This window comes from Yoonia tamlensis (genome assembly GCF_900115105.1).
Taxonomy (GTDB): domain Bacteria; phylum Pseudomonadota; class Alphaproteobacteria; order Rhodobacterales; family Rhodobacteraceae; genus Yoonia; species Yoonia tamlensis.
In genome coordinates this window covers 809,160-821,068 of the sequence record NZ_FOYP01000001.1, presented here as the reverse complement: position 1 = coordinate 821,068, position 11,909 = coordinate 809,160, and the positions used below count along the sequence as shown (strand labels likewise).

Sequence of the window (11,909 nt, the reverse complement as noted above, 5' to 3'; positions counted from 1 at the left end):
ATTATTTGTAGTATCCGCTTACCACCCGCGCATAGGTCCTGCGCGCTATCGTCACCACCAGCCAACTAATGGAGGATATGATGGCAAAAGTTCTGATGATCACCGGTGATTTCACCGAAGACTATGAAACAATGGTCCCGTTTCAAACCCTGCTGGCCTGCGGCCATAGCGTTGATGCGGTCTGCCCTGATAAGGTTGCGGGCGATACGGTGCCGACCTCGATCCATGATTTTGAGGGCGACCAGACCTATACCGAAAAACGCGGACATAATTTTGCGCTGAATGCGACATTCGCTGATATTGATGTGACGAGCTATGACGCGTTGATCATCCCGGGCGGGCGCGCGCCGGAATATCTGCGGCTGAATGATGATGTGCTGGCCCATGTGCGCCATTTCTTTGACGCGGATAAACCTGTGGCAGCGGTTTGCCACGGCGCGCAAATCCTGACGGCGGCGGGCGTTTTGAACGGGCGCACCTGTTCGGCCTACCCCGCCTGCGCCCCCGAAGTACGCCAAGCCGGCGGCACATTTGCCGATATCGAGGTGACAGAAGCCCATACCGATGGCAATCTGGTGACAGCGCCCGCATGGCCCGCGCACCCTGCATGGCTGCAACAGTTTATGGCGCTGCTGTAAAAACCGACGAGGCCCCCGATGTGTGAACTTTTTATCGGCGCGGATAGCGCAAAATGGATCAGCCGGACGAAATCGCTACGGATTGACGGGGTTGCGACCTCCATCCGGATCGAGGAATTTTTCTGGTCGATTTTGGATGAAATCGCGCATCGGGACGCCATGACCGTCAACCAATTAATAACCCGCCTCTATTTTGAATCGCTGGACGCGGGCCATGATATCGGCAATTTCACGTCATTCTTGCGGGTCTGTTGCGGGCGGTATCTGTCGCTGATTGCGGATGCGGAATTTGCGCGGGGCAGTGACACGGCGCTGGGGGATCTGGCGGCGGGCGATATCCTGAGCCGCGAGACCGCGCGCGATCACGCACGTGCGCAGCAGCACATTCAACCCGTCGATCAGCTTCGGACTTCGCGGCTTTCAAGTTAGATAATCCTGCGCTATTTTGCGCGGATGAATTTACATAGCAAATACCCCGCGATTTCCGACCTTAAGGCCCGTGCGCGCGCCCGCATTCCGCATTTTGTCTGGGAATATCTGGATAGTGCGACAGGGAATGAGGCGACGCAAAGGCGCAACCGCACATCGCTGGATCAGGTGTTGTTGAAACCGTCGATTTTACACGGGGAATTTGACCCTGATCTGGGTACGGAATTTTTGGGAAAATCCTATCCGCTGCCCATCGGCATTGCCCCCGTAGGCATGTCGGGGCTGATCTGGCCAGGGGCGGAACAGATGCTGGCGCGCACAGCGGCGGCGGCGCAAATCCCCTATACGTTGTCCACCGTTGCCAGCCAATTGCCCGAAGATGTCGGCCCCCATGCGGGGGACCAAGGCTGGTTCCAGCTATACCCGCCGCGTGACCCCGACATTCGCAAAGACATCCTGAAACGCGCAAAAGCGTCCGGATTTCATACACTTGTGCTGACCGTTGATGTGCCTGTTGCTTCGCGGCGCGAACGCCAGACACGCGGCGGCATGACCAATCCACCCAAACTGACGCCGCGGCTTGCACTGCAGGCGGCGCAATGTCCCGCATGGCTGAACGGTATTCGCAAAACGGGTATGCCACGGCTGCGCCTGATGGAAAGCTATTCGAACATCAAAACCGCCCTGCCCTCGACCCAGCATATCGGCTATCTTTTGCGGACCTCGCCCGATTGGGATTATCTGACGTGGCTGCGCGACCATTGGGACGGGCCGCTGATTGTCAAAGGCGTGACCAACCCCGATGATGCCGCCCGTCTTGGCGACGAAGGTGTTGATGCGATCTGGGTCAGCAATCACGCGGGCCGCCAGTTTGACGGCTGTGCCGCGTCGATTGACGTGTTGCCCGCTATTCGTGCGGCGACCACGCTGCCGCTGATCTTTGATAGCGGCGTTGAGGGCGGGCTTGATATCTTGCGCGCGATTTCTTTGGGCGCTGACTTTGTGATGCTGGGGCGCGCATTTCACTATGGGTTGGCCGCACTTGGCGAAGCGGGCGCTGCGCATGTCGTGGACATCTTGCGTCAAGACATGATCAGCAACATGGGACAATTGGGCGCACACCACCTTGCCGATCTACGGCAAGCCGCGCTATAGCCCGTGCGTCCGTGTCGGGTGGGCTGGACAATTCTGCGTCAGCATTCAACAATGCTGCAACTGCAAAGGGATGAGCAATGGCTGAGTTTAAAAAAATTCTAATCGCAAACCGCGGTGAAATCGCGATCCGGATCATGCGGGCTGCAAATGAAATGGGCAAAAAGACGGTCGCCGTCTATGCCGAAGAAGACAAACTTGGCCTACACCGCTTTAAAGCCGACGAAGCCTACCGCATCGGCGAGGGCATGGGCCCTGTCGCCGCTTATCTTTCCATCGACGAGATCATCCGCGTTGCCAAAATGTCAGGCGCTGACGCGATCCACCCCGGTTACGGGCTTTTGTCGGAAAACCCTGATTTTGTGGATGCTTGCACCAAAAACGGCATCACATTTATCGGTCCCAAAGCCGCGACGATGCGCCAGCTTGGCGATAAGGCCAGCGCGCGTGACGTTGCAATTGCGGCCGGTGTTCCGGTTATCCCCGCCACCGAAGTGCTGGGCGATGATATGGAAAAGGTCAAGAAACAAGCCGCCGAAGTGGGCTATCCTTTGATGCTCAAGGCGTCTTGGGGTGGCGGTGGCCGCGGTATGCGCCCGATCATGAACGAATCCGAACTGGAAGAAAAAGTCCGCGAAGGCCGCCGAGAAGCCGAAGCCGCCTTTGGCAACGGCGAAGGTTATCTTGAAAAGATGATCATCAAGGCCCGCCACGTTGAAGTGCAAATCTTGGGCGATAGCCACGGCCAGATTTACCACCTTTGGGAACGCGACTGTTCGGTGCAGCGCCGCAACCAAAAGGTCGTTGAACGCGCCCCTGCCCCCTATCTTTCGGGTACGCAACGCGAACAGCTGTGCAATCTGGGCAAGAAAATCTGCCAACATGTGGATTACGAATGCGCAGGCACCGTCGAATTCCTGATGGATATGGACAACGGTGAATTCTACTTCATCGAAGTCAACCCGCGTGTTCAGGTCGAACACACCGTGACAGAAGAAGTCACAGGGATCGACATCGTACGTGCGCAAATCCTGATCGCCGAAGGCAAATCTTTGGTCGAGGCCACAGGCTGCGCGTCACAATATGACGTCAAACTGGATGGGCACGCGCTGCAATGCCGCGTCACAACCGAAGATCCGCAAAACAACTTTATCCCTGATTACGGCCGCATCCAGATGTACCGTTCGGCCACGGGTCCGGGTATCCGGCTTGATGGTGGCACCGCCTATTCGGGCGCTGTAATCACCCGCTATTACGACAGTCTGCTGACCAAGGTCACTGCCCGCGCCCCCACGCCAGAAATGGCGATTGCGCGGATGGACCGTGCGTTGCGCGAATTCCGCATTCGCGGAGTATCGACCAATATCGCCTTTGTCGAAAACCTGCTGAAACACCCGACATTCCTGAACAATGAATATCACACGAAATTCATTGACCAGACGCCGGATCTGTTCAACTTCAGCAAACGCCGCGACCGCGCGACAAAGCTGTTGACCTATATCGCCGATATCACCGTGAACGGGCACCCAGAAACCGTCGGACGTGCGCGCCCTGCCGCGGATGTGAAACCGCCAAAACCACCGGTCAAGCCCACATCAGATGTCACCCCCGGCACGCGCAACATTCTTGACGATTACGGCCCCGAAGCCGTTGCCGACTGGATGCGCGACCAGAAACAACTGCTGATCACCGACACAACCATGCGCGACGGTCACCAGTCATTGCTGGCCACACGGATGCGGTCGATTGACATGATCAACGCAGCCCCTGCCTATGCCACCAAAATGAACCAGCTGTTCAGTGTGGAATGCTGGGGTGGCGCGACGTTTGATGTGGCCTACCGGTTCTTGCAAGAATGCCCTTGGCAGCGCCTGCGTGATATCCGTGCGGCCATGCCAAACATCATGACGCAGATGCTTTTACGCGCGTCCAACGGCGTGGGTTACACCAACTATCCTGACAATGTGGTGCAAAGCTTTGTTGCGCAGGCCGCAACATCCGGCGTTGATGTATTCCGCGTGTTTGACAGCCTGAACTGGGTTGAAAACATGCGCGTTGCGATGGATGCCGTTGGCAAGGCGGGCAAAGTCATCGAAGGCACGATCTGTTACACAGGTGATGTGCTTGACCCTGAACGTGCGAAATACGACCTGAAATATTACATCGGCATGGCGCGCGAGCTGGAAGCTGCCGGTGCACATGTGCTGGGTCTTAAAGACATGGCAGGGCTGATGAAACCCGCCGCCGCCAAGACCCTGATTACCGCACTCAAGGAAGAAGTCGGCCTGCCGATTCATTTCCACACGCATGACACCTCCGGCGCATCAATCGCGACCGTTCTGGCGGCCTCTGCGGCGGGTGTGGACTGTGTCGATGCTGCGATGGATTCGTTCTCTGGGAACACATCGCAACCGACCTTGGGGTCAATCGTCGAAGCCCTGCGCGGTGACGCGCGCGACACAGGCCTTGATATCAAGGCAATCCGCGAAATCAGCAATTACTTCGAACAGGTGCGCGAACATTACGCGGCGTTTGAATCCGGTCTTCAGGCCCCTGCCTCCGAAGTTTACCTGCACGAAATGCCCGGTGGCCAGTTCACCAACCTCAAGGCACAGGCACGTTCATTGGGGCTAGAAGAGCGCTGGCACGAGGTTGCGCAGACCTATGCGGATGTGAACCAGATGTTTGGCGATATCGTCAAAGTGACGCCATCGTCCAAAGTTGTGGGCGACATGGCCCTGATGATGGTTTCCCAAAACCTGACCCGCGCACAAGTTGAAGACCCCAAAACCGATGTGGTTTTCCCCGACAGTGTTGTGGACATGATGCGCGGTAGCCTTGGGCAACCGCCCGGCGGCTGGCCGAAAGCGATCCAGAAGAAAGTGCTGAAAGGTGAAAAGCCGATCACGGAACGTCCTGGAAAATCGCTGCCAGCCGTTGATCTGGCCGCGACCAAAGCCGCGCTGCAAGAGCAATTCGAAGATGTTATCATCGACGACGAAGACCTGAACGGTTACCTGATGTATCCAAAGGTGTTCACCGATTACACCACACGTCATCAGCTTTATGGCCCCGTGCGCACATTGCCGACACGGACTTTCTTTTACGGCATGGAACCGGGCGAAGAAATCGCAGCCGAAATCGACCCCGGCAAGACGCTTGAAATCCGGATGCAGGCTGTATCCGAGATGAACGAAGACGGCGAAGTCAAAGTGTTCTTTGAACTCAACGGCCAACCCCGCGCGATCCGTGTGCTGAACCGTCTCGCTGCGGCTGACAAGGTATCGCGCCCCAAGGCGGAACTGGGCAATCCCAACCACATCGGAGCACCAATGCCCGGCGTTGTGGCGACCGTGGCAGCGATTGCCGGCAAGGCCGTCAAAGAAGGCGACCTTTTGTTGACCATCGAAGCCATGAAGATGGAAACAGGGATCCACGCCGAACGTGACGCGGTGATCAAAGCGGTCAACGTCCAACCCGGCAGCCAGATCGACGCCAAGGATTTGCTGGTCGAGTTTGAATAGGCGTACGATCATGCGCATGACATTGCTTGGCGCGGCACTCGTTGCCGCCCCAAGCGCCAATGCACAACCGCTGCTGTGTGAAGGCAGGCCAGGCATCACGGAACAGACCGAAGCGGTGGCCGAAAGCTGGCAGGTCGTCTTGCGCAATGCCTTTGACACCGATGGCAACGCGCACCAAAACCTGAGCGCATTCCTGCTTGTCGCTGTGAAACGCGACGGTGCCGAGCCATGTCTTGCGCCCTATCTGGTTAACAGCTTTGCAAAATCCGAGGACGGAAATGTAACCGCGCAAATCGTCCCTACCAACCGTGATTATCCCGTGTTCTTTAATCGCCGCGTGACTATTGCCCCTTCCATGATCATCGATTGGGATCTTATCAAATCGGATGGCGGGGCACATTTTGGCAATTTAGGCGCGCGATTATCCGGCAGTTCCCTGTTCTTTTTGGATGGCATTCTTAGCGATCAAACACTGCCAACCGACTGGCAGTAAAGGTAATTTCATATGTCCCAACACCTTGCGCTATTGTCTTTGCTTGTGCCCGATTATGACGCGGGCATTGCGTTTTATGTCGGCAAGATGGGGTTTGACCTGCTCGAAAACACCGATATGGGCGATGCCAAGCGTTGGGTTCGGGTCGCGCCAAAGGGGGCGCAAACCGCGTTTCTTCTTGCCCGTGCGGTTGGTGAAGAACAGATCGCGGCAATCGGTAACCAAGGTGGCGGACGCGTTTGGTTATTCTTGCAAACTGACGATTTCAATCGCGACCATGCCGTGATGTTAGCCAATGGCGTGCAATTCGAAGAACAACCACGCGACGAACCCTATGGCCGCGTGGCTGTGTTTTGTGACCCGTTCGGCAATCGCTGGGATTTAATCCAGTTTAGCCCAAAACTTGGCTAATCGCGTTTTTCATGACCGCGACCACTTGATCAACCTCGGCCTCGGTGATGCAAAATGGCGGGGCAAAGCCGATGATATCGCCTTGCGGCATGGCGCGGGCAATCACGCCTTGATCCAGCATCGCGGCAGCGATCTGCGGACAGATTTTGTCAGCCGCATCAAAGCCTTGCTTGCTGTCTTGGTCTTTGACCAGTTCGACCGCACAAAGCAGACCTTCGCCGCGCACCTCGCCTAGATGGGCATGTCCTGACAGCGCGTCTTGCATCGCGCCATTCAGATAGGCACCCATCCGCCCCGCATTTGTCACCAAATCCAGATCATCAATCAGTTTCAGGTTCGCAACGCCCGCAGCCGCACAAATCGGGTGCGCCGAATAGGTCCAACCATGGCCGATGGGGCCGTTTTCATCGGTTCCCTGTTCCAGCACTTTCCACATTTTGTCTGACACGATTGATCCGGACAGTGGCGCATAGGCCGAAGTCAGCCCCTTGGCGATGGTGATCAGATCGGGCTTCATGCCGTAATGTTCGGACCCGAACATCGTCCCCAAGCGGCCAAAGCCGGTAACAACCTCATCCGCGACCAGCAGAATGTCATATTTGTCCAGAACCGCCTGAATCGCGGCCCAGTATCCCGCAGGTGGCGGCACGATGCCGCCCGTGCCCAAAACAGGTTCGCCGATAAACGCGGCAATTGTATCGGCGCCTTCGCGCAGGATCTGCGCCTCTAGGCGTTCCGCACAATGGGCCGAAAACTGTTCTTCGGTCATGCTCTGGTCTTCGCGACGGAAATAATAGGGCGCGTCGGTGTGGATCACCTGTGCAAGCGGCAGATCGAATTTCTTGTGAAACAGTTCTAACCCCGTGAGCGAACCGGTCATCAGACCCGACCCGTGGTAGCCCCGCCAGCGCGAGATAATCTTTTTCTTTTCAGGCCGCCCGAGGATGTTGTTGTAATACCATATTAATTTTATGTTTGTCTCGTTCGCGTCCGACCCGGACAGACCAAAATAGACCTTTGACATATGATTTGGCGCGCGGTCCAAAATCATCTTGGACAGGGTAATCGACGCTTCGGTTCCATGCCCGACATAGGAATGATAATAGGCCAATTCCTGTGCTTGCGCCGCAATCGCATCGGCGATTTCTGTGCGGCCATAGCCGACATTGACGCAGTAAAGCCCTGCAAACGCATCCAGAAACCGGTTGCCGTCGCGGTCCGTAATATGCACGCCTTTTGCACCGCTGATGATGCGCGTCGGGCTTTCGCCGCGCGCATGCATGGCCAGATGGGTCGAGGGGTGAAAGAAATTCTCGCGGTCCCATTGTTCGAGCGGGTCGTTCTTTAGCATTGGATTTCCTTTGTAAGATCTGTCGTGATTTCAATGGCCAGCACCGCGACACAATCGCCGGGCAGCACCAATCCGGGGTGATGGCGCGCGGTCACGATACCGTCCATCTGCGCCTTGATCGTGCGTGGGGGCTGGCCGGAATAATGCGCGGGCCAGATATGCGCGATATCGTCGTTTTGCTGCACGGTGTCGCCAAGTGTGACGCTAAATTCGATCAGCCCGCCGGTGTCGGCAAAGTGAAAACAGTCGTCAGAAGGCTGCGTCAGCACGCGCGAGGGTGCGATCTGCATCTCGCCTTGCAAAATACCTGCGTGAATCAACAGATTATGCACACCCTTGCGGGCAATCGCGACAGTCTGCGGCGTGGCCGATCCGCCGCCGCCCAATTCGGTAGTGACAAATGTTTTGCCCATGCTTTCAGCGGCATCGTCATACATGCCCAAGCCGTCAATCTCGCGCATTTCAACGCTGAAGGGGGCGTTAAACGCATCGCGCGCAGCGCGGCAGCGGGCCATTTGTGCGGCATCATCTAAAATATGCGAGGCCGCAAATGGCAAGAAATCCAACGTCTTACCGCCAGAATGAAAATCCAACACAATATCGGCCATTGGCAGCAGTGTGCGTTGGAAAAAATCGGCAATCTTGGCGGTGGGTGTTCCGTCCGGCGCACCCGGAAAGGCGCGGTTCAAGTTGATATTGTCGACAGGCGAAAGGCGCGTGCCAGCCAAAAACGCAGGGTGGTTCATGAAGGGGATAATAATCACGGTGCCGGTCACGTCCTTAGCGCGCAGGGTCTGCGCCAGCCCCAACAGGGCCAGCGGCCCCTCGTATTCGTCGCCGTGGTTTCCACCAGTCAAAAGCGCGCAGGGGCCGGTGCCGTTCTTAACCACGGTCACCGGAATTTGGATCGAACCCCATGCGCTTTCGTTGCGGCTATAGGGCAGCCGCAAGAACCCGTGCTGCACGCCGTCGGCGTCAAAATCGACGGTCGGGGAAATTGGATTGTCGCGCATTATTAACCTTTCACCACAAGTTCGCGGGGCGTGTTGCACAGGCATTGCGCACCATTTTCCGTGATCAGAATGGATTCTGTCGTCTCCAGCCCGCCGTCATCCAGCCAAAGCGCTGGCATAAAATGAAACGTCATACCGGGTTCAAGCACGGTCTTGTCGCCCGCGCGAAACGACATCGTGCGTTCGCCCCAATCGGGCGGATAGGACAGGCCGATCGGATAGCCGCAGCGGCTGTCTTTGGCATAGCCCAGTTTTTGCAGGCGGCTGTTGAACGCATGGGCTACATCTTCACACAAAGCACCCGGTCGCGCGGCCGCGAGCCCTACTGCGGTGGCTTCTTGCACGGCGGATTGGGCATCCAGATATTTTTGCGGGACCTTCCCCAAAAACAAGGTGCGCGACTGCGGGCAATGGTAGCGGCGGTAGGTTCCGGAAATCTCGAAAAACGTGCTTTCACCTGATTTAAGCGGGCTATTATCCCAAGTCAGATGCGGCGCGGTTGCATCAGCACCGGACGGGGCCATCGGCACAATCGCGGGGTAGTCGCCCCAATAATCATCCACACCGGTAACAGAGGCATGATAAATATCGGCAATCAAATCGTTCTTGCGCATCCCCGGTTCGGCCTTTTCGCGGATTGTGGCATGCATCTTTTCAACGATCAGTGCAGCCGCGCGCATATAGCTGATTTCAGTGGCGGATTTCACCGCGCGCTGCCAGTTCGCCAATGCCGTGGCGTCGATCAGGGTCGCTTGCCCCAGACCTGCTTGCAACGCCAGAAACGCCGCAGCGCTGAAATAGTAATTGTCCATTTCCACACCGATCCGCGCCGTTGCCAGCCCTTGATCATGGAACAATGCAGCCAAAGTCGCCATCGGATGTTTCGCCGGATTTTGCACATAGGTATCGTCATAGCCGATGATATGATCTGCCTGCAGGTATGTCGTGCGCACCGCACCCGCCGCATCCATCGCGCGCCCCCACCAGATCGGGTCGCCGCTTTGCGTCAACAGCACGCCCTGATGCACGTAAAACGACCAACCGTCATATCCCGTTAGCCAAGCCATATTCGACGGGTCGGTGACAAAAAGCGCATCAAGCCCGCGCACGGACATTTCGGCGCGCACCTTGTGCAAACGCGCGGCATATTCGTCCGCGCCAAAAGGCAGGTTTTTCATGAAACTCTCCGGTAGTCTGCGGCGATAATAGCTTTAATTCGCGCAGTTTTTCTGCAAAGTTCTGAAATATATAGGGATTAACCGCGGCATTGTGCCAGAATTAGCGAAATGGCCCATGATTGACGATATCGACAAGAAAATACTGCAAGCAGTGCAGCGCAATAATTTGCTGACCAGCGCCGAATTGTCGGAACGTGTCGGGCTTTCGCCGACCTCTGTGCAGCGCCGATTGCACCGGCTGCGCGATCAGAAGATTATTGAAAAAGACATTGCTGTTGTGTCGACCGCCGCTGTCGGCCGCCCGCTGACCATGCTTGTTTCGGTCGAACTTGCGCGAGAACGTTCTGATATTATTGATCGTTTCAAAAAATCCATACGCGACTGCGCGGCGGTGCAAAGCGCCTATTATGTCACCGGTGAAACCGATTTTGTGCTGATCGTCACGGCCAAGGATATGGAAGATTACGAAAACTTCACCCGCGATTTCTTTTACAACAATATGGATATCAAGGGTTTCAAGACGACCGTGGTGATGGACAGGATCAAGGCGTCGTTCGAGCTGCCCCTGACCTGACCGCGTGCCCCCGTGGTGATTTGTCAAAAATTCGCGCTGCGATGTCTTTTTCACTTGCGCCTTGCGCCATTGCTTTATAGATCACGCCCACGAACGGAGTGCGGGCGTAGCTCAGGGGTAGAGCATAACCTTGCCAAGGTTAGGGTCGAGAGTTCGAATCTCTTCGCCCGCTCCAACAAAACAAGGCCTCTCGGCAACGAGGGGCCTTGTTTGTTTTTGGCACCCCTCACGCGGCAAATTCTCTGACATTTTTTATGCATTCAACCCTTGCGCCGCGCGCAATCTGTTTGTAAATCACAGCTCACTAACGGATGCGGGCGTAGCTCAGGGGTAGAGCATAACCTTGCCAAGGTTAGGGTCGAGAGTTCGAATCTCTTCGCCCGCTCCAGTTAGATTGACGCAAAGGGTCGCCCGACGGGTGGCCCTTCGTCGTTTTGGGTTACTGCAGCCCTGCAGGAATGTGTCGCCCCTCGCCAATAATGGACACCTGCGCAATATGCGGTGCGTGCACCGCAGGCTGGTCGAACCGTTCAAGCGGGGCAACGGGGCGTGTTGTTGTCTGCGCGTCCGCAGGCTGTACTGCGTCCAATGCAGCCGCCAATGCCGTGATATCCGCGTCAATCGCGGCCTGATCCACTGTTTCACCGGATTGCGATGGCGTATCGCGCCCGTCCCAATTGGACGCAGACGTGCGCAGGCTTTGCGTAGCTGCCTGACGGGCAGGCGCAGACAAGGAATTGCAATTGATCGCGGTCATCGCCAAAGCGCCGATCAGCTTGGCCGCAACCTGTGTGCCGACGACCGCATGCAAACATGCGATGCTCTCCAATCGCGGATCTTCTTGCGCGCCGGTCCGGTCGGTTACCATAATTGCGGATAGTGCCGGATTTTTGCGCGCAGCCGCTGCCAGCAGTGCATGGGTTAGATGCCCGTCAACCGCCTCGTCCGAGATAAGGACATCAAAACTGTCCGCGCGCACCAAGGCGCAGGCAATTTGGAAGTTTTCGACGCATGAAATCTGGAAATCGTTGTCGATCATCGTTTGGGCAATCGCAATTGCCGCATCTGGGTCGCTACGCAAGATAAGTGCTTTCATCGGATTCTCCTGACAAATGAACATTTTCATCCATCCTACGAATCGAACTC

At 56.4% G+C, this 11,909-nt stretch carries 11 protein-coding genes and 2 tRNA genes; 9 read left to right on the top strand and 4 right to left on the bottom strand.

Annotation, left to right across the window (positions count from 1 at the left end):
• Positions 1-80: 80 nt before the first annotated feature.
• From BM320_RS04340 to BM320_RS04315, 6 genes are all read left to right on the top strand, one after another.
• Positions 81-638 carry a DJ-1/PfpI family protein gene (locus BM320_RS04340; protein ID WP_242650950.1) on the top strand — a complete coding sequence of 186 codons (558 nt, stop codon included), beginning with the start codon at positions 81-83 and terminating at the stop codon, positions 636-638.
• Between the two features lie 18 nt (positions 639-656).
• On the top strand, positions 657-1,067 hold the full coding sequence (locus BM320_RS04335; protein WP_090196888.1) for a ribbon-helix-helix domain-containing protein: 411 nt from the start codon (positions 657-659) through the stop codon (positions 1,065-1,067).
• Between the two features lie 24 nt (positions 1,068-1,091).
• Entirely contained in the window at positions 1,092-2,222 is a 1,131-nt protein-coding gene (locus BM320_RS04330; protein ID WP_090196885.1) for an alpha-hydroxy acid oxidase, read from the top strand.
• Between the two features lie 77 nt (positions 2,223-2,299).
• On the top strand, positions 2,300-5,743 hold the full coding sequence (locus BM320_RS04325) for a pyruvate carboxylase (RefSeq protein ID WP_090196883.1): 3,444 nt from the start codon (positions 2,300-2,302) through the stop codon (positions 5,741-5,743).
• A gap of 10 nt (positions 5,744-5,753) precedes the next feature.
• Positions 5,754-6,236, top strand: coding sequence for a hypothetical protein (locus BM320_RS04320; RefSeq protein WP_090196880.1), 483 nt, complete (start codon positions 5,754-5,756; stop codon positions 6,234-6,236).
• A gap of 12 nt (positions 6,237-6,248) precedes the next feature.
• Positions 6,249-6,647, top strand: a complete 399-nt coding sequence (locus BM320_RS04315; RefSeq protein ID WP_090196877.1) for a VOC family protein — start codon at positions 6,249-6,251, stop codon at positions 6,645-6,647.
• Here the strand turns inward: BM320_RS04315 and BM320_RS04310 are convergent.
• From BM320_RS04310 to doeA, 3 genes are read right to left on the bottom strand one after another with little or no spacing between them, the layout of a single operon-like run.
• The gene (locus BM320_RS04310) at positions 6,628-7,998 is read right to left on the bottom strand and encodes an aspartate aminotransferase family protein (RefSeq protein WP_090196874.1); all 1,371 of its coding nucleotides are present in this window, start codon (positions 7,996-7,998) and stop codon (positions 6,628-6,630) included. The genes BM320_RS04315 and BM320_RS04310 overlap by 20 nt on opposite strands.
• The gene (doeB, locus tag BM320_RS04305; RefSeq protein ID WP_090196872.1) at positions 7,992-9,011 is read right to left on the bottom strand and encodes a N(2)-acetyl-L-2,4-diaminobutanoate deacetylase DoeB; all 1,020 of its coding nucleotides are present in this window, start codon (positions 9,009-9,011) and stop codon (positions 7,992-7,994) included. The genes BM320_RS04310 and doeB overlap by 7 nt, the downstream gene beginning before the upstream one ends.
• A gap of 2 nt (positions 9,012-9,013) precedes the next feature.
• Complete coding sequence (gene doeA / locus BM320_RS04300; protein ID WP_090196869.1) at positions 9,014-10,189, bottom strand: ectoine hydrolase DoeA; 1,176 nt, start codon at positions 10,187-10,189, stop codon at positions 9,014-9,016.
• A gap of 115 nt (positions 10,190-10,304) precedes the next feature.
• Here doeA and BM320_RS04295 point away from each other — a divergent pair, with 115 nt between their 5' ends.
• From BM320_RS04295 to BM320_RS04285, 3 genes are all read left to right on the top strand, one after another.
• A complete protein-coding gene (locus BM320_RS04295; protein WP_090196865.1) occupies positions 10,305-10,763 on the top strand; it encodes an Lrp/AsnC family transcriptional regulator in 459 nt (152 codons plus the stop codon).
• A 100-nt stretch (positions 10,764-10,863) separates the two neighbouring features.
• Positions 10,864-10,938 (top strand) — tRNA-Gly (locus BM320_RS04290).
• Positions 10,939-11,076: 138 nt separating this feature from the next.
• Positions 11,077-11,151, top strand: a tRNA-Gly gene (locus BM320_RS04285).
• Between the two features lie 51 nt (positions 11,152-11,202).
• Here the strand turns inward: BM320_RS04285 and BM320_RS04280 are convergent.
• Complete coding sequence (locus BM320_RS04280; RefSeq protein WP_090196862.1) at positions 11,203-11,859, bottom strand: hypothetical protein; 657 nt, start codon at positions 11,857-11,859, stop codon at positions 11,203-11,205.
• Positions 11,860-11,909: the final 50 nt, after the last annotated feature.

Coding starts and splice junctions, on each gene's coding strand:
- BM320_RS04315 (WP_090196877.1), top strand. CDS start 6,249: ATGTCCCAACACCTTGCGCTATTGTCTTTGCTTGTGCCCGATTATGAC.
- BM320_RS04335 (WP_090196888.1), top strand. CDS start 657: ATGTGTGAACTTTTTATCGGCGCGGATAGCGCAAAATGGATCAGCCGG.
- doeB (WP_090196872.1), bottom strand. CDS start 9,011: ATGCGCGACAATCCAATTTCCCCGACCGTCGATTTTGACGCCGACGGC.
- BM320_RS04340 (WP_242650950.1), top strand. CDS start 81: ATGGCAAAAGTTCTGATGATCACCGGTGATTTCACCGAAGACTATGAA.
- doeA (WP_090196869.1), bottom strand. CDS start 10,189: ATGAAAAACCTGCCTTTTGGCGCGGACGAATATGCCGCGCGTTTGCAC.
- BM320_RS04295 (WP_090196865.1), top strand. CDS start 10,305: ATGATTGACGATATCGACAAGAAAATACTGCAAGCAGTGCAGCGCAAT.
- BM320_RS04280 (WP_090196862.1), bottom strand. CDS start 11,859: ATGAAAGCACTTATCTTGCGTAGCGACCCAGATGCGGCAATTGCGATT.
- BM320_RS04325 (WP_090196883.1), top strand. CDS start 2,300: ATGGCTGAGTTTAAAAAAATTCTAATCGCAAACCGCGGTGAAATCGCG.
- BM320_RS04330 (WP_090196885.1), top strand. CDS start 1,092: ATGAATTTACATAGCAAATACCCCGCGATTTCCGACCTTAAGGCCCGT.
- BM320_RS04310 (WP_090196874.1), bottom strand. CDS start 7,998: ATGCTAAAGAACGACCCGCTCGAACAATGGGACCGCGAGAATTTCTTT.
- BM320_RS04320 (WP_090196880.1), top strand. CDS start 5,754: ATGCGCATGACATTGCTTGGCGCGGCACTCGTTGCCGCCCCAAGCGCC.